Source organism: Mesorhizobium sp. M1A.T.Ca.IN.004.03.1.1, from assembly GCF_003997555.1.
Lineage (GTDB): Bacteria > Pseudomonadota > Alphaproteobacteria > Rhizobiales > Rhizobiaceae > Mesorhizobium.
Genome location: NZ_RZTV01000007.1, coordinates 90,967 through 108,319, shown reverse-complemented (window position 1 = coordinate 108,319; position 17,353 = coordinate 90,967). Strand labels below are relative to the sequence as shown.

The 17,353-nt window shown below is 64.2% G+C and carries 12 protein-coding genes; 9 read left to right on the top strand and 3 right to left on the bottom strand.

Going from position 1 to position 17,353, the window contains the following annotated elements:
- The first annotated feature begins 98 nt into the window (after positions 1–98).
- From EOD29_RS21645 to EOD29_RS21610, 8 genes are all read left to right on the top strand, one after another.
- Complete coding sequence (locus tag EOD29_RS21645) at positions 99–3,602, top strand: indolepyruvate ferredoxin oxidoreductase family protein (protein ID WP_281059222.1); 3,504 nt, start codon at positions 99–101, stop codon at positions 3,600–3,602.
- Between the two features lie 255 nt (positions 3,603–3,857).
- Positions 3,858–6,173, top strand: coding sequence for an EAL domain-containing protein (locus tag EOD29_RS21640; RefSeq protein WP_127247797.1), 2,316 nt, complete (start codon positions 3,858–3,860; stop codon positions 6,171–6,173).
- Between the two features lie 223 nt (positions 6,174–6,396).
- Positions 6,397–7,317 (top strand): hypothetical protein, encoded by a 921-nt coding sequence (locus EOD29_RS21635; protein ID WP_245466692.1) that lies wholly within the window; start codon positions 6,397–6,399, stop codon positions 7,315–7,317.
- Between the two features lie 146 nt (positions 7,318–7,463).
- Entirely contained in the window at positions 7,464–7,613 is a 150-nt protein-coding gene (locus tag EOD29_RS21630) for a DUF3096 domain-containing protein (RefSeq protein ID WP_067003359.1), read from the top strand.
- Between the two features lie 273 nt (positions 7,614–7,886).
- Positions 7,887–8,111, top strand: a complete 225-nt coding sequence (locus EOD29_RS21625; RefSeq protein WP_095799174.1) for an aa3-type cytochrome c oxidase subunit IV — start codon at positions 7,887–7,889, stop codon at positions 8,109–8,111.
- Between the two features lie 86 nt (positions 8,112–8,197).
- Positions 8,198–9,466, top strand: a complete 1,269-nt coding sequence (locus EOD29_RS21620) for a Re/Si-specific NAD(P)(+) transhydrogenase subunit alpha (RefSeq protein ID WP_127240541.1) — start codon at positions 8,198–8,200, stop codon at positions 9,464–9,466.
- On the top strand, positions 9,466–9,888 hold the full coding sequence (locus EOD29_RS21615; RefSeq protein WP_067003367.1) for a proton-translocating transhydrogenase family protein: 423 nt from the start codon (positions 9,466–9,468) through the stop codon (positions 9,886–9,888). The genes EOD29_RS21620 and EOD29_RS21615 overlap by 1 nt, the downstream gene beginning before the upstream one ends.
- 1 nt (position 9,889) lies before the next feature.
- Positions 9,890–11,287, top strand: coding sequence for an NAD(P)(+) transhydrogenase (Re/Si-specific) subunit beta (locus EOD29_RS21610; RefSeq protein WP_067324170.1), 1,398 nt, complete (start codon positions 9,890–9,892; stop codon positions 11,285–11,287).
- A gap of 76 nt (positions 11,288–11,363) precedes the next feature.
- Here the strand turns inward: EOD29_RS21610 and EOD29_RS21605 are convergent, their stop codons facing one another.
- The 3 genes from EOD29_RS21605 to EOD29_RS21595 all read right to left on the bottom strand — a co-directional run bounded on the left by EOD29_RS21605 (position 11,364) and on the right by EOD29_RS21595 (position 15,798).
- Positions 11,364–12,281 carry a hypothetical protein gene (locus tag EOD29_RS21605; protein ID WP_127247795.1) on the bottom strand — a complete coding sequence of 306 codons (918 nt, stop codon included), beginning with the start codon at positions 12,279–12,281 and terminating at the stop codon, positions 11,364–11,366.
- A gap of 216 nt (positions 12,282–12,497) precedes the next feature.
- Positions 12,498–14,969: a DNA topoisomerase (ATP-hydrolyzing) subunit B gene (gene gyrB / locus EOD29_RS21600; protein ID WP_127247793.1), complete on the bottom strand. Its 2,472-nt coding sequence runs from the start codon at positions 14,967–14,969 to the stop codon at positions 12,498–12,500.
- A gap of 247 nt (positions 14,970–15,216) precedes the next feature.
- Complete coding sequence (locus EOD29_RS21595) at positions 15,217–15,798, bottom strand: NADPH-dependent FMN reductase (RefSeq protein ID WP_095799178.1); 582 nt, start codon at positions 15,796–15,798, stop codon at positions 15,217–15,219.
- A 180-nt stretch (positions 15,799–15,978) separates the two neighbouring features.
- Between EOD29_RS21595 and EOD29_RS21590 the strand changes: the two genes are divergently transcribed.
- Positions 15,979–17,349 carry a cytochrome P450 gene (locus tag EOD29_RS21590; RefSeq protein ID WP_095799179.1) on the top strand — a complete coding sequence of 457 codons (1,371 nt, stop codon included), beginning with the start codon at positions 15,979–15,981 and terminating at the stop codon, positions 17,347–17,349.
- The last annotated feature ends 4 nt before the right edge of the window (positions 17,350–17,353 follow it).

Here is a 17,353-nt window from a genome sequence, read left to right as displayed (position 1 = left end):
GGACCGTTTGTTGCGTGCGCTCTGGCCGCTGCGATTTCGTTTGACCTGTCCCGCAAGGGAAGAAAGACTGCGGCCTCTCACTCCGACGTTGGCCGCCGATCCGCGGCGCGCCTCCGCAGAGGACATGCCTGATGACGCTGCATGACGTCGCGCTCGACGACAAGTTCGACCTTGGCAAGGAGCGCGTTTTCCTGTCCGGGGCGCAAGCCGTCGTGCGCATGCTTTTGATGCAGCGTGAGCGCGACCGCCGCGCCGGCCTCAACACCGCAGGCTTCGTCTCCGGCTATCGCGGCTCACCGCTCGGCGGCCTCGACATGCAGCTGTGGAAGGCGAAGCGGCAGCTTGCGCAGGCCGACATCGTCTTTCAGCCGGGCCTCAACGAAGAGCTCGCCGCCACCGCCTGCTGGGGCTCGCAGCAGACCGAGCTGCTCGGCGAAGGCACCCATGACGGCGTCTTTGCCGTCTGGTACGGCAAGGGGCCGGGCGTCGACCGCTCCGGCGACGTTTTCCGCCACGCCAATCTCGCCGGCTCGTCGAAAAATGGCGGCGTTCTCGCCCTGATGGGCGACGACCACATGGCCGAATCCTCGACGAACGCACATGCCACCGAATTCCTGTTCGTCGACACCATGGTGCCGATCCTCAACCCCGCCGGCGTCCAGGAGATCATCGACTACGGTCTCTTTGGCTTCGCCATGTCGCGTTTCGCCGGCACCTGGGCGGCGATCAAATGCGTCAAGGACAACATCGAATCGACCGCTTCGGTCGACGCCTCGATCGCGCGGCTGAACATCGTCATTCCCGACTTCGACATGCCGCCGGGCGGTCTGAACATCCGCCACGAGATCGACATGCTCGGCCAGGAGGAGCGCCTGCATGAGCACAAGCGCGCCGCCGCCTCCGCCTTCATCCACGCCAACGGGCTCAATCGGACCGTCTATTCGGGCGGCCGCAACCCGAAGCTCGGCATCATCACCATAGGCAAGAGCTATCTCGACGTCCGCCAGGCGCTGGAGGATATCGGCATCGACGAAAATGCGGCCAATCGCATCGGTATCCGCCTGTTCAAGGTCGGCTGCCCCTGGCCGCTCGATTATCAGCATGTCGCCGACTTCGCCCGCGGCCTCGAGACCATCGTCGTCGTCGAGGAGAAGCGCTCGTTGATCGAGGTGCAGTTGCGCGAGAACCTCTACGGCTCCGCTATTCAGCCTGCCATCGTCGGCAAGAAGGACGAGCGCGGGGACTGGCTGTTTCCGGCAAAGGGCGCGCTCGACCCGAACGAGATCGCGATCGCGCTCGGCGAGCGTATCCTGCGCACCATCGGCCCCTCGGAGGAGATCGCGGCGCGGGTGGCGAAGCTGCGCCAGTTCCAGGCGATGCTCGCCGATACCGTCGACATCGGTTCGCGCACGCCGTTTTTCTGCTCGGGCTGCCCGCACAATTCCTCGACCAAGGTGCCGGAGGGCTCGCTTGCCGCCGCCGGCATCGGCTGCCACTTCATGGCGCTGTGGATGGACCGGAACACGGTCGGCTTCACCGCCATGGGCGGCGAGGGCGCGCAATGGGTCGGCCAGGCGCCGTTCTCCAAGCGCGGCCATATCTTCCAGAATCTCGGCGACGGCACCTACAACCACTCCGGCGCGCTGGCGATCCGCTTTGCGCTCTCCTCAGGCGCCAACATCACCTACAAGATCCTCTACAATGACGCAGTCGCCATGACCGGCGGCCAGCCGCACGAAGGTGGCCTCACCGTCGATATGATCGCCAAACAGGTGCGCGCCGAGGGCGTCGAGCGCATCGCCGTCGTCACCGACGAGCCGGCTAAATATGCCGGCAAGGCCGATTTCCCGCCCGGCGCCACGATCCATCACCGCGACGACCTCGACCTCGTCCAGCGCGAGCTGCGCGAGGTCAAGGGCGTGTCGGTGCTTCTCTATGACCAGACCTGCGCCGCGGAAAAGCGCCGGCGCCGCAAGCGCGGCACCTTCCCCGATCCCGACAAGCGCGTCTTCATCAACGAACTGGTCTGCGAAGGCTGCGGCGATTGCGGCGTGCAGTCGAACTGCGTCTCGATCCAGCCGGTCGAGACCGAATTCGGCCGCAAGCGCCGGATCGACCAGTCGAGCTGCAACAAGGATTTTTCCTGCCTCAACGGCTTCTGCCCCTCTTTCGTGACGGTGCATGGCGGCAAGATCAGGAAGGCCGAGGGGATTGCCGGCAAGAGCGATCCGCTCGAAGGCGTGCCGTCACCCGCCGAATTTCCACTCGGATCTCAGGGCTGGGCGGCGATCATCGACGGTGTCGGCGGCACCGGCGTCGTCACCATCGGCGCGGTGCTGGGCATGGCTGCCCATATCGAGGGCAAGGGCTGCGGCATGATCGACATGGCGGGCCTTGCCCAGAAGGGCGGCTCGGTCTTCACTCATGTCCGCATCGCCCCGACGCCCGAGGACATCCACGCCATCCGCGTTTCCGCCGGCCAGGCCGATCTTGTGCTTGGCTGCGACCTCGTCGTCTCCGGCGCCAAAAAGGTGCTCGCCGCGGTGCGCGAGGGCCATACCATGTTCCTCGCCAACACCGCCGAGATCATGCCCGGCGAATTCACCCGTTCCGCCGATTTTTCGCTGCCGGTCGAGCGGCTGAAGAAGGCGATCCGTGCCGCCGCCGGCGACGACAAGGCCCACTTCTTCGATGCCACCCGCACGGCGACCGCGCTGTTCGGCAATTCGCTCGGCGCCAACATGTTCATGCTCGGCTTCGCCTTCCAGCATGGCGGGCTACCGCTCTCGGCCGAAGCCGTTGAAAAAGCGATAGAATTGAACGGCGAAGCGGTGGTGATGAACATCGCCGCCTTCCGCTGGGGCCGTCGCGCCGCGCACCAGCCGGATTTCGTGCGCGGCTTGGTCGGTCGTACCGGCAAGCCGGCGTCGGCACCGGAAACGCTCGACGACATTGTCGCCCGGCGGGTGGCTTTCCTCACCGCCTACCAGAACGCCGCCTATGGCAAGCGCTATGCCAACAGGATCGCGGCGCTGCGCGCAACCGAGGCGACAGCGGTTCCCGGCTCAACGGCCGTCACCGAGGCGGCCGCGAAAAACCTCTTCAAGCTGATGGCGATCAAGGACGAGTATGAGGTGGCCCGGCTTTACACCGACGGCAGCTTCGCCGCCGATCTCGCAAGGCAGTTCCAAAGCTACGAAAAGCTGGAATTTCACCTCGCGCCGCCGATCCTCGGGCGGCGCGGCAATGACGGCAAGCCGAGGAAGTCGAGTTTCGGCCCGTGGATGATGAAGGCATTTCGCCTGCTTGCTGTCATGAGAGGCCTGCGCGGCACCGCGTTCGACCTGTTCGGCCATACCGCCGAACGGCGCGCCGAGCGGCAACTGCTTGCGCAATACGAGGCCGATCTCGATCTGATCGCCGCAGCACTTGCGCCGGGCAAGGTCGAGGCCGCCGCCGCTCTGGCCTCCGTTCCGGCGCTCATCCGCGGCTATGGCCATGTCCAGCAGGCCAGCGCCGCCAAGGCGTCCGAAGAGCGCTCCAGGCTGCTGCAGCGGCTGACCGAGGCCGCTCCGGTGCCCGTTCTCAGCGCTGCCGAGTGATTGCGCCAGACCAATCCCGAAGTTTTCGTCGGTCGGCCTAAAGTGCCTCGCGTCGAAATGGATCCAGGCGAGGCGCTTTAGGCCTTTGTTCGATGCAGGTCGTTCTCCCAAAACCGCTGCGCACTTGTGGGTGACATGCGTTAGGTCCTTTGCGGCCCTTGGCCGGCAGACCGAAGCCGCTGCTCAAGGCGGTTCTGTTCTAAGCCTTTCTTAAGGCGGTTGTGTCATGACAAGGCTTAGCGTTGGGCCGACCCTATGGGCAAAACAAAGACCGAAAGCATCCCAGCGGATGTTTATATCCAATTTGTGCGGTCGTTGTTCGACAACGCGCACATGTTGTTGATCGGTGGCGCGTGCTACTGGATCCTCGGATTCATGATCTATCTGCGCACCCACAATCCCCTGTTCCTGGCGTTTTCTTTTGCCCTGCTTTCCGTCAGCCTTATCCGTTACTTCGGCATTCGCGGCTTCCTGAGGACAGGCGGCGCGATTGCCGATGTCGAACACGCGCAGCGGTTGGAGCGCAGCTACATCCTGAAGGGCTGCTTTCAGGGTCTCGGATTGGGCGCGCTGTGTTTCGTGTCGATCTACATATATCCCGAACCGTTCGCCGAGCTCGCGGCAATGTCGCTCACGCTGGCGACCCTGGTCACCGTTGTCGCCCGCAACTATGGGTCGCCGCGCATGGTGCGGATCTTTTCCGTGACCTTCATCGGTCCGGCGGCTCTCGCGCTCCTGCTGCGCATGGACGCGCCCTCCGTCGTCCTCGGCCTGATGATCATCCCGATGACGTTCATCACCATCACCGGCGCCGATCATGTCCGCAACGTGCTGTTCTCGGCGGTCATCGGCCACAAGCAGGCGAGAAACCTGACGCGCAGGTTCGACCGCGCGCTCAACACGATGTCGCACGGCCTGGTCATGCTCGGCCCCGACGGGCGCGTCGCCGTCGCCAATGCCGAGGCCGCCCATCTGATGTCGCTGAAATCGGCCGACGCGCTGCTCGGGCGCTCGATCCACGGCCTTCTGATGCGCGGCGTCGCCGGCGGCATGCTGGCACCGAAGGATTGCCGCTACATCGAGGCGCAGCTGACGCGCGCCTTGCGCGAGGGCCGGGACCGCAAGGTGCTCGTGTCGCTCGCCAATGGCCAGCACTACGAGTTCTCCGCGCGCGAAGGCAGCCAGGAACTCGGCGTCATCACCTTCGAGGACGTCACGGCCCGGGTCGAGGCGGAGGAAAAGATCCGCTTCATGGCGCGCTACGACAACCTCACCGGCCTGCCGAACCGTGCCTACTTCCACGAGCTGGTCGGCGAAGCCATGGCGTCCGGCGACCGCGACCGGCTCTGCGGCTTGGCGGTGCTCGACCTCGATGATTTCAAGAGCGTCAACGACACGCTCGGCCACCCGGTCGGCGACGGTCTGATCTACGCCGTAGCCGAGCGCCTGGCAGCGGTCGCCGGGCCGGGCATCAATGTCAGCCGCTTCGGCGGCGACGAATTCATGATCTATTTCGACCGCGTCGAGGATGAGAGCCATCTCAGCAGCCTGCTCGACGAGATCTTCGCCGGCCTGCAGGGCGAAGTCGACGTCGCCGGTCACGGCCTGCGCATCCAGACCAGTGGCGGCGCGGTGTTGTCCGTGGTCAAGGACACCGACGTCGACGGCATGATCGTCAAGGCGGACCTCGCGCTCTACAAAGCCAAGGAGCTCGGCAAGAACAGCTGGCGGCTGTTCGAGGCATCGATGGACGCCGCCTTCCGCAATCGCCAGCTGATGAAGGCCGATCTGCGCAGCGCCGTGCAAGCCAAGGAGTTGCGCGTCGTCTACCAGCCGATCGTGTCGATGAGCACCATGCGCATCGCCAGCTGCGAGGCGCTCTGCCGCTGGGATCATCCCGATCTCGGCCCGATTTCGCCGGGCGTCTTCATTCCGCTGGCCGAGGAGATGGGCATCATCTCCGAGATCAGCTCTTTCGTGCTGCAGGCGGCCTGCGCCGAATGCGCCAAATGGCCGGCCCAGACCAGCGTTTCGATCAACCTGTCGGCCAAGGACTTCCGCAACCGCGACGTCGTGCAGAAGGTGCGTGATGCGCTGGCGGCGTCGGGCCTTGCGCCGCACCGGCTCGAGATCGAGGTGACGGAGACTGCCCTGCTCGACGACAAATCACTGACCCGCGAGCTGATCGAAGAGCTGAAAGCGCTGGGCGTCCGCATCGCGCTCGACGACTTCGGCACCGGCTATTCCAGCCTCAGCTACCTGCACAAGCTGCCGCTCGACAAGATCAAGATTGATCGCTCCTTCCTGATCGACGTGACCCAGAGCCCCCAGTCGCTCGATCTTCTGAAGGGTATCGTCGGCTTGACCCGGACGCTGGGCCTGGTCGTCACGATCGAAGGGGTGGAGACTTTCGAGCAGCTGAAGATATTGGTGCGTTCGGTCAAGCCAGACCTCGTGCAAGGCTTCCTGTTCGGCGCCGCGCTCAGCGCGTCCGGCATCGAGACGATGTCGAACGTCACCTGGCCATTCGCCGCGGACCTGCGCCTCGCCCCCCGACGGTCGGCCAGATAGGGAATTTCATCATTCAGGATTAAGAATGCGCGTTGCGTTGGCTACGCAGCAATTTTCGTCCAATCGGAAGGTTTTGACCCGATTGTTCAGGATCAAAAGCTCACATTTGTTTTCTCTAAGCAATTCAATACGGCAAAGTATTTTGGCTTGATGCCCTATATTACCGGTAGCTGCGGCAGCCAAGTCCTTTCAGCTCTGGCATCTGTGAACTCCTTGACATCGGATGCGTGCCAAGGTCCGAGTGTGCGGTCGACTTTTCCGCGCAACCCTTTCCGGCGCATTGTTAAGGTTAACGGAAGGTAAACCAGCAGTATCGAATTTTCGGCTTGTGTCTCATTTTGACTCGAATAGCCTGTTTACAGGCGGATACGAGGACTTGAGGATGGATGCTGCAAGAAACGATGCGCAGGCTGACGCCGGCGCAAATGCTGGCTCGGCGCTGAATCGTTCGATCATGCAATTGCTGGAGCATGTCGATTATCGTTTGATCACGGGGGGCGAGGATCTGGAGGCGATCTACCGCCTTCGCTATCAGTCCTACCTGCGCTCAGGCATGTGCGGCCCGATCGCCAGCGGGATGTTCGAGGATCGCTGGGACAACCTGCCGAATTCCTACCGGTTCGGCGTCTATTTCGATGGCCACTTGGTCAGCACGCTGCGGCTCCATTACATTTCCCGCGAGCACCCCTATTCGCCCTCTGTCGACGCCTATCCGGAAATCTTGGCAGAGCGGCTTGCCCGCGGAGAAACCTTCATAGACGGAACCCGGTTCGCAACCGACGCGGATAGCGCGCCCGCGCCCGGAGTCCTGCCTTTCCTGACGCTGAGGCTCGGCATGGTGGCTTCCAGCTATTTTGGCCAGACGGCCGTGCTGACGCCGGTCAAGGTCGAACATTCCGCCTACTACGCCCGCATCTTCCATGCCGTGCAGCGGACAGAAGGCAAGGTGTTTCCGGGTGTCCTTGCGCCGATCGCCTTGTTCGAGATCCCCTGCGGTGAAAACTTGCGCCAGACGCTCGACCGCTTCCCGTTCTTCAAGTCGACGCCGGTGGAGCAGCGGATGATGTTCGCCAATCCGGCCATCAACCGGCTCACCCCTCTGTCGATCGTACCGACGGCCAAATACTATCGCGATGCCGCCTGAACGGGCGTCCTACCGCGCCTCATGAACCTTCCCCGCGGCTCCCGCGTTACGAGTACCGGCGTCACTGATCATCGGCGGCGCCGCATTCTTGACCCCCAGGCTTGTCGCCGGCTCAAATCGGGTTTTTCACGGGAAGGAGTACGATTATGACCATCCACTCGCTTGCGCTCACGCCCCTGATCTCGCTGATCGCCGGCATATTGATCCTGGTGATGCCGCGCCTGCTCAACTACATCGTCGCGCTCTATCTGATCGTGGTCGGCCTGCTCGGCCTGTTTCCGCACCTCGCCGCCTAATGCAATCTCGCCCGGAACCGTGCAGCGGTTCTGGGCAACGGCACCCATCAAAACGAGCTTTGAAGCGTCTCGCCTGAATCCGATTCAGCGCGACGCGCTTTAAAGGCCCACGATGCCCCTCGCCACGGCGAGGGCCTGCCATCGCAATTTTAGCTTCCGCCCATTTCAACTTTCGTTTGAGGCTGTTGTCGCCGGCCGTGCGGCAATAGCGCCATTGCTCTTGCTCCGGCTTTTCGCTATGTGCCTCGAAGGCATTTTCGAAGGGGTATTCCTATGGCTGATCACACGCCGACCGGTCCTGTCGAACTGGGCGCGCAGATGGACTATGCCGAGCATGATCGTACCTACAACGCATTCCTCGCGCTGGCCAAATACGGCTCGCTCGTCTGCGCCGCCATTCTGCTGGCCATGGCCTTCGGCTTCTTCGCGGGCGGCTTCTTCTCGGCGACCATCCTGTTCATCGTGATCATGGCCGTCGGCTATTTCATTCTGCGGTAGACTCTCCAAGCCATTGCGTTTGACGTTCCGCCGGAGGTCCCGGCCGACGCCTTGCGCAGCAAGGTTCCAGCCGAAAGGATCATGCGGTGGGGCAGACGGTATTCATCCCTCGTGAGCTTGACGCGAACGAGCCGAGAGTCGCGGCCTCGCCCGAGACGGTGAAAAGGATGGCGGGCCTGGGCTTCGAGGTGATCGTCGAGAAGGGCGCCGGCCTGGGCTCGCGCATTACCGATCAGGAATTTGTCACCGCCGGCGGCACGATTGGAACTGCCGGGGACGCCAAGAACGCCGATGTGGTGCTGAAGGTGCGCCGGCCGACCGATGCCGAGCTCAAGGGCTACAAATCGGGCGCGGCCGTCATCGCCATCATGGATCCTTACGGCAACGATGCGGCGCTTGCCGCGATGGCCAGTGCCGGCATCACCGCCTTCTCGATGGAGTTCATGCCGCGCATCACCCGCGCGCAGGTGATGGACGTGCTTTCCTCGCAGGCCAATCTTGCCGGCTACCAGGCGGTGGTCGATGCGGCGGCCGAATATGACCGCGCGCTGCCGATGATGATGACGGCGGCGGGCACGGTGCCGGCAGCAAAAACCTTCATCATGGGCGTCGGCGTCGCCGGTCTGCAGGCGATCGCCACAGCGCGCCGTCTCGGCGCCGTCGTCACCGCCACCGACGTGCGTCCGGCGGTGAAGGAGCAGGTGCAGTCGCTCGGCGCAAAGTTCCTGGCGGTCGAGGACGAGGAGTTCAAGGCGGCGGAGACCGCCGGCGGCTACGCCAAGGAAATGTCGAAGGAATATCAGGCCAAGCAGGCGGCCCTGACCGCAGAGCACATCGCCAAGCAGGATATCGTCATCACCACGGCGCTGATCCCTGGACGTCCGGCGCCGAAGCTGGTGTCGGCCGCCATGGTCGCCTCGATGAAGCCGGGCTCGGTGATCGTCGACCTTGCGGTCGAACGCGGCGGCAATGTCGAAGGCGCTCAACCCGGCAGGGTCGTGACGACGGAAAACGGCGTCAAGATCGTCGGCCATCTCAATGTGCCCGGTCGTGTCGCGGCATCCGCCTCGCTGCTCTATGCCAAGAACCTCTACGCCTTCCTCGAGACAATGGTCGACAAGGTGACGAAGACCCTTGCCATCAAGCGCGATGACGAGCTGGTCAAGGCGACGATGCTGACCGATGCCGGCCAAATCGTGCACCCCAGTTTCGCCAAGGCCGCCGGGCAGCCGCGCACCGAGCCGGCTGCGATCCCGGCCACGGTCCTGGTCGCGGATGCCGCCGACAAGAAACCGGCGCCCAGGAGGAGGGCCGCAGCCAAGTCACCCTCGCCTAAGCCAGAAGGGACCGCGTGATGGAACAGCTGCAGAAAGCCCTCGACCAGCTCGATCAGGCGACCGCTGCCGTACGCCTCGCGGTGCAGGATCTCGCCAATGCGCCCGCCGGCGCCGAGGCTGCCGGCAACGCCGCGCACGCGCTCTCGGGCGGCGCCATCGATCCCTTTGTCTTCCGCTTCGCCATCTTCGTGCTGGCGATCTTCGTCGGCTATTATGTCGTCTGGTCGGTGACGCCGGCGCTGCACACGCCGCTGATGGCCGTCACCAACGCCATCTCCTCGGTCATCGTCGTCGGCGCGCTGCTTGCCGTCGGCATCGCCGCCTCCGGCCTTGCGGCGGGCTTCGGCTTCATCGCCCTGGTGCTGGTCTCGGTCAACATCTTCGGCGGCTTCCTCGTCACCCAGCGCATGCTCGCCATGTACAAGAAGAAGGAAAAGTGACGTGACCGTCAATCTCGCTTCCTTCCTCTATCTGGTCTCCGGCATCCTGTTCATCCTGGCGCTGCGCGGCCTGTCGCATCCGACCACCAGCCGCCAGGGCAATCTCTACGGCATGATCGGCATGGGCATTGCCATCGCCACCACGCTGGCGCTGGCGCTGCCCTCGGCTGGCCGCTTCGGCCTGATCGTGCTCGGGCTTGCCATCGGCGGCGGCGTCGGCGCTTATGTGGCGCGCCGCATCGCCATGACCTCGATGCCGCAGCTGGTCGCCGCCTTCCACTCGCTCGTCGGTTTCGCCGCCGTCATGGTGGCGGCGGCAGCAATCTACGCGCCGGAAAGCTTCGGCATCGGCACGGCCGGCGACATCCATGCCCAGGCGCTCATCGAGATGAGCCTCGGCGTCGCGATCGGTGCCATCACCTTCACCGGCTCGGTCATCGCCTTCCTCAAGCTCGACGGCCGCATGTCCGGCAAGCCGATCATGATCGGCGGCCGCCACCTGATCAACATCGCGCTCGGCGTAGCCCTCGTGGTGCTGATCGTGCTGCTCGTCACCACCGAATCCAAGCTAATCTTCTGGCTGATCGTCGCCGCTTCGCTGGTGCTCGGCGTGCTTCTGATCATCCCGATCGGCGGCGCCGACATGCCGGTCGTGGTGTCGATGCTGAATTCCTATTCCGGTTGGGCGGCAGCGGCGCTCGGCTTCACGCTCGGCAATCTGGCGCTGATCATCACCGGTGCGCTGGTCGGTTCTTCCGGTGCGATCCTGTCCTACATCATGTGCAAGGGCATGAACCGCTCCTTCATCTCCGTCATTCTCGGCGGCTTCGGCGGCGAGACGGCTGCGGCTGCCGACGACGGCATCGAGCGCACCGTCAAGCAGGGCTCGGCCGACGACGCCGCCTATCTGATGATGAACGCGCAGAAGGTCATCATCGTGCCCGGCTACGGCATGGCGGTCGCGCAGGCGCAGCATGCGCTGCGCGAGATGGCCGACAAGCTCAAGGCCAACGGTGTCGAGGTCAAATACGCCATCCATCCGGTTGCCGGCCGCATGCCCGGCCACATGAACGTGCTGCTCGCCGAGGCCAATGTGCCCTATGACGAGGTGTTCGAGTTGGAGGACATCAACTCCGAATTCGCCCAGGCCGATGTCGCCTATGTCATCGGCGCCAACGACGTCACCAACCCGTCCGCGCGAGATGACAAGAGCAGCCCGATCTACGGCATGCCGATCCTCGACGTCGACAAGGCCCGCACCTGCCTGTTCGTCAAGCGCTCGCTGGGTTCGGGCTATGCCGGCATCGACAACACGCTGTTCTACAAGGACGGCACCATGATGCTGCTCGGCGACGCCAAGAAGATGACCGAGGAAATCGTCAAGGCCTTCGATCACTGATCCGGCTTGCCATCTCAAAGACCGAAAAGCCCGGCCGTGAGCCGGGCTTTGTCTTTCAATCACCGGATGGTTCAGTCTAGCCTTTGGACAGGAAAAGCGCCTCGTCTTCGTCGCGCTGCTTGCCGCCGAGAGCTGCGGCAGCGCTGGCGATGAAGGCGCCGATGACCAACGCCAAGGCGCCGATCAGGGCAAATGAGGCCGTTGCCTTCCTGGCCGTGTCTGCCGCCTGCTTGGCCTTGGTCTTAGCCTCCTCCACCTTTACAAGCACCGCATCGACACGGGCCTTTGCGTCGGCTTCCGGAAGGCCTGTGCGGGCAGTCACAAGCTGCGCCAGGTAGGTCTTGTCGTCGGCCGACACCTCACCGGAGGCGGCACTTGCGACCAGGATGCGAGACGCTTGCGCCGTGGTCGCCGCGTCGTTCTGCGGATTGGCGGCTGCAAGCTTGCTCGCATCCGCCGGACGGAACAGCGTGTCGACGAAATACGATGTCGCATTGTCGACCGAGGCGCCGTTGGCGTTTGCCGACGCGCCTGCCGAGGCACCCATCGCGGCGCCCGACGCGACAGTGGATGCCGCCTGCACGCCCGTCCCAACTGCAGCCGACAGGACCGAGCCGAGAACACCGGCGACAAGCAACGTGGCCAGCGCCCAGGCAAGGAAGCCGTGGGTGGTGTCGCGGAAATAGACCTCGTCAGTGTGGACGCCAACCCATTTGGTCCGCAACCGCCCGGCAAGATAACCGCCTAGGCCCGCCGACAGCCATTGCACGACGATTAACCAGGCGCCGGTGGTAGCCGCGAAGGTGGTGACCGAAGGATTCGACGCGGACCAGGGCGAAACCATCGTCAGCCCGAGTCCGGAGCCGAGCAAGGTAAGGATGAGAGTCAAAGCCGAGGCTGCGAAAGCGCCAGCGATGATCGGCCCCCAACTGACGGCGGTGGCGGAGGATTCTAGCGTACCGGGAGCATCGGTTGCCGATAGGGTGGGCTGCATCGAAGCCTCCTAGCGGGCAAAAAGCATGATGAGAATGATGATCGGAATCGGAACCCCGAGCAACCAGAGCAAGATACCGCGGCCCATCGAAACCTCCTGAAACAAGTTGTGATCGATCTGTCACAATGTTTCAGGAGACCTTCTGTTCCGGTCGGATCACCCCATCCGCCACGGACGGCGGACCGACGGCAGGCTGAGAGGGCCGATGGCAGGCCGTCAAATATCCAGATTGGCCACCGACAGCGCATTGTCCTGGATGAACTCGCGCCGTGGCTCCACCTCGTCGCCCATCAGCCGTGAGAACAGGCTGTCGGCGTCGGTCGCGTCGGCCACCTTGACCTGAAGCAGCGAGCGCACATTCGGATCCAGCGTGGTTTCCCAGAGCTGTTCGGCGTTCATCTCGCCAAGGCCCTTGTAGCGCTGCATGGTCAGTCCCTTGCGGCCAGCCGCGAACACCGCGTTGAGCAGCGCCAGCGGTCCGGAAAGGAGCTCGGAAGTCTCCTTGCGGCGCAGCGTCGGCTGCTCGCCATAGACTTCCGCCAGGCGCGCTGCATAGCGGTCGAGCTGGCGCGCATCGGCCGAGTTGATCAGCCCGGCATCGAGCTGGACCGCGTCCTTGACGCCGCGCACGGTGCGTTCGAAGACATAGCCGCCCGACCCGTCATTGGAGGTCGACAGCCGTCCGCTCCAGCCGCGCTCGGTCTCCTCGGCGATCATGTCGAGCCGCCTGGCGACGTGTTCGGCCATGGCGGTGGCGCGGCCGAGATCGGCGAGCACGTCGGCATTGAGCGCGCCGGCGATCGCCGCCTGCTCGACGACACTGCGGTTGTAGCGCGTGTGCAGCCCGTTGATCAGGTGCCGCACCGCCAACGCGTCGTCGACCGCGCCGCGCAGGTCCTGTCCGGTCCGCACCTCGCCGGAGGCGAGCGTCAGTGAAGCCTCTTCCAGCCCGGACTCGATCAGATATTCCTCATAGGCGCTTTCGTCCTTGAGATATTGCGAGCTCTTGCCCCGCGTCACTTTGTAGAGCGGCGGCTGGGCGATGTAGAGATGGCCGCGCTCGATCAGCTCCGGCATCTGCCGGAAGAAGAAGGTGAGCAGCAGCGTGCGGATGTGGGCGCCGTCGACGTCGGCGTCCGTCATCAGGATGATCTTGTGGTAGCGCAGCTTGTCGGCGTTGAACTCGTCCTTGCCGATCGAGGTGCCGAGCGCCGTGATCAGCGTGCCGATCATGTCGGAGCTGAGCATACGGTCGAAGCGCGCCCGCTCGACATTCAGGATCTTGCCCCGCAGCGGCAGGATCGCCTGGTTCTGGCGCGAGCGCCCGCCCTTGGCCGAGCCGCCGGCCGAGTCGCCCTCAACGATGAAGATTTCCGATTTCGCGGGATCGCGCTCTTGGCAGTCGGCAAGCTTGCCGGGCAGCGAGGTGACGCCGAGCGTGCTCTTGCGGGTTATGTCGCGCGCCTTGCGCGCGGCTTCGCGCGCGGCGGCCGCCTGGATCACCTTCTCCACCACCACCTTGCCTTCGCTTGGATGCTCTTCCAGCCAGGTGCCCAGCGCCTCGTTGACCAGGCTTTCCACCACCGGCCGGACTTCCGAGGAGACCAGCTTGTCCTTGGTCTGCGAGGAGAATTTCGGATCCGGAACCTTGACCGACAGAACGGCCGTCAGGCCTTCGCGGCAGTCGTCGCCGGTGAGCGAAACCTTTTCCTTCTTGGTCTGGCCGGAGGACTCGCCATAGCCGGTGATCTGCCTGGTCAGCGCGGCGCGGAATCCGGCCAGATGCGTGCCGCCGTCGCGCTGCGGGATGTTGTTGGTGAAGGCCAGCACGTTCTCGTGGTAACTGTCGTTCCACCACATCGCCACCTCGACGGTGATGCCGTCGCGCTCGGCGCGAATGGCGATCGGCTTCTCGATCAGCGGCTTCTTCACCCGGTCGAGATACTTGACGAATTCCTCTAGGCCGCCGTCATAATGCAATTCGTGGCGCACGAGGTCGGCATGGCGCGCGTCGGTCAGCACGATGCGCACGCCGGAATTGAGGAAGGCGAGCTCGCGCAGCCGGTGCTCGAGCGTGTTGTAGTCGAATTCGACCATGGTGAAGGTTTCGGCTGACGGGAAGAAGGTGATCTCGCTGCCGCTGCGGCCTTCATAGGTCCCCGGTCGCTTGTCCTGCTCGTAGGTGCCGGTCACCTTCAGCGGAGCGTCGGCATTGCCATGCGTGAAGCTCATCTCGAAGATTTCGCCGTTGCGACGGATCTTGAGCTTGAGCCATGCCGAAAGAGCGTTGACCACCGAGACGCCGACGCCGTGCAGGCCGCCCGAAACCTTGTAGGAGTTCTGGTCGAATTTGCCGCCGGCATGCAGCTGGGTCATGATCACTTCGGCCGCCGAGACGCCCTCGCTGGGATGGATATCGGTCGGAATCCCGCGGCCATTGTCGATGACGGTCACCGAGCCGTCGGGGTTGAGCGTCACCGAGACGAGGTCGGCATGCCCGGCCAGCGCCTCGTCGATGGCGTTGTCCACCACCTCATAGACCATGTGATGCAGGCCCGAGCCGTCGTCGGTGTCGCCGATATACATGCCCGGCCGCTTGCGGACAGCGTCCAACCCCTTCAAAACTTTGATGGAATCGGCGCCATACTCGGCTTCCGCGCCAATGGCGCTTTCGGTCTGATCGCTCATAAATACCTGTCTGATTGATGTCGCTGATCCGGCGCGGAAAAATGGTCCCGAATCGCGCCGTTTTGATGTCCTAGATATAGGCGCAAATGGCCGTTTTTCCAAGGTTTGCAGGCGTTTTGCCGGCTTGGCGAGCGGCCGTTGGCAGGCCGGGCGCGATACTCCGGGAAGCGCGGGGCGGGCAGCGGGCTATGCCGGCGCGAAAGCCTCGCCCGCGTGCGGCGTTGCAGCAGTCATATCGGGACGTCTGCTATTCCGCCCGGAGGCCGGCGCGCAGCGCCTTCAGCGCCTCGCTCCAGCGGAACAACTCGTCCAGCATGGTCTTGGCGCCGCCCAGCACCTGCTCGCCCGGATGATACGCGCCCTCCTTGTCGAGCAAGGTCCTGTAGGAAGGCAGCGCCACGCCTTCCGGGATCGGCATGACGCCGACCGAGGTCAGCAGCGGCTTCAGCGCCTGTGCCGCGCGCAGGCCGCCGGACACCCCGCCATAGCTGAAGATGGCGGCGGGCTTGTAGCGCCACTCCTTGAGCAGATAGTCGACGGCGTTAACAATCGCCGGAGCGGCGAAGTAGTTGTATTCCGGCGCCACGAAGACGAAGGCGTCGGCGGCGTCGATCGCCTTCGACCAGGCCTTGGTGTGGTCGTTCTCGTATTTGCGCAGGCGTGGATGATGCGGCTCGTCGAGCAGCGGCAGCTTGAAGGCGGCAATGTCGGCGAGCACCGGCTCGAACTTGCCGTGCTCGCGCGCGAACCCCTCCAGCCACTCGGCGAAGATCGGTCCGGCGCGTCCCGGTCGCGTGCTGCCGATGATGATGCTCAACTGGTGCTTCACGGGTGGCTCCTCGATTGACGGTATCCGTTGGCGACTAAAGGAACCGGTCACGGTCAACAAGCAGCCATCGAAGGGCGCCGTTCACATTCAGGCGAGGCGGTCTCTCCATGGGCTTTCCGTTCGGTCACATGGACGCCCGCTTTGCCGCGCATTACATTTGCCGTCGTAGCGGAGCATCCGATGGACACAAAGCCCGCCCCCTTCGTGCCGCCTGCGCCGAAGCCGCGCACCCAGCCGCCCTCGACGCTGGAGATGATGCGCATCGTCTACCGCAACCCGCTCGAGCTGTGGGGCGAGCATACCTACAACGAGCCCTGGATCTCGGTGACCGGTATCGGCGGGCCGCTGGTCATCGCCAACGATCCCGGCCTCATCCGCCACGTGCTGGTCGACAACGCCAGGAACTACAAGATGGCGACGGTGCGCCAGCTGATCCTGCGCCCGATCCTGCGCGACGGCTTGCTCACCGCCGAGGGCGAGGTGTGGAAGCGCTCGCGCAAGGCGATGGCGCCGGTGTTCACGCCGCGCCACATCTTCGGTTTCGCCGAGCCGATGCTGAAGCGCACGCTGGAATTCGCCACCCGCTACGAGGCCGGCGGTACGACCGACGTCGCCCGCGACATGACGATGCTCACCTATGATATGCTGGCCGAGACGCTGTTTTCTGGCGAGATCGCCGGCGAGCCCGGCAGCTTCGCCAAGGAGATCGACCGCCTGTTCGAGACCATGGGCCGGGTCGATCCGCTCGACCTGTTGCGCGCCCCGGAATGGCTGCCGCGGCTGACCCGCATCCGCGGCCGCAAGACCATGGCGTATTTCCGCAACATCGTTGCCAACACGGTGAAAATGCGCGAGGAGCGGCTGAAGCGCGATCCCGACGGCGTGCCGCAGGATTTCCTGACGCTACTCCTGAAAGCCGAGGGGCCGGACGGCCTGACCCGCGCCGAGGTCGAGGACAACATCATCACCTTCATCGGCGCCGGGCACGAGACCACGGCGCGCGCGCTCGGCTGGACGATCTACTGTCTCGCCGAAGCGCCCTGGGAGCGCGACAAGGTCGAGCAGGAGATCGATGCGATGCTAGCGCGCGAGCCCGATCCGACAAGATGGCTGGACGCCATGCCGCTCACCCGCGCCGCCTTCGAGGAAGCGCTGAGGCTTTATCCGCCAGCGCCCTCGATCAATCGCGAGCCGATCGAGCCGGAGACCTGGAACGGCCTCTATATCCCGAGATACGCCGCCGTGCTGGTGATGCCCTGGGTGGTGCATCGCCATCGCAAGCTATGGGACAGGCCGGACGCCTTCATGCCGGAGCGCTTCCATCCGGAGAACCGCGAACGGATCGACCGCTTCCAGTATCTGCCTTTCGGCGCCGGGCCGCGCGTCTGCATCGGCGCCAGCTTCGCCATGCAGGAGGCGATCATTGCTTTGGCCATCCTGTTGTCGCGCTTCCGTTTCGACGTAACGTCACAAACCCGGCCATGGCCGGTGCAGAAGCTGACCACGCAGCCGCAGGGCGGCCTGCCGATGCAGATTTCCCGCCGCGCCTGATTGG

Coding starts and splice junctions, on each gene's coding strand:
- EOD29_RS21640 (WP_127247797.1), top strand. CDS start 3,858: ATGGGCAAAACAAAGACCGAAAGCATCCCAGCGGATGTTTATATCCAA.
- EOD29_RS21635 (WP_245466692.1), top strand. CDS start 6,397: ATGCGTGCCAAGGTCCGAGTGTGCGGTCGACTTTTCCGCGCAACCCTT.
- EOD29_RS21630 (WP_067003359.1), top strand. CDS start 7,464: ATGACCATCCACTCGCTTGCGCTCACGCCCCTGATCTCGCTGATCGCC.
- EOD29_RS21625 (WP_095799174.1), top strand. CDS start 7,887: ATGGCTGATCACACGCCGACCGGTCCTGTCGAACTGGGCGCGCAGATG.
- EOD29_RS21615 (WP_067003367.1), top strand. CDS start 9,466: ATGGAACAGCTGCAGAAAGCCCTCGACCAGCTCGATCAGGCGACCGCT.
- EOD29_RS21605 (WP_127247795.1), bottom strand. CDS start 12,281: ATGCAGCCCACCCTATCGGCAACCGATGCTCCCGGTACGCTAGAATCC.
- gyrB (WP_127247793.1), bottom strand. CDS start 14,969: ATGAGCGATCAGACCGAAAGCGCCATTGGCGCGGAAGCCGAGTATGGC.
- EOD29_RS21590 (WP_095799179.1), top strand. CDS start 15,979: ATGGACACAAAGCCCGCCCCCTTCGTGCCGCCTGCGCCGAAGCCGCGC.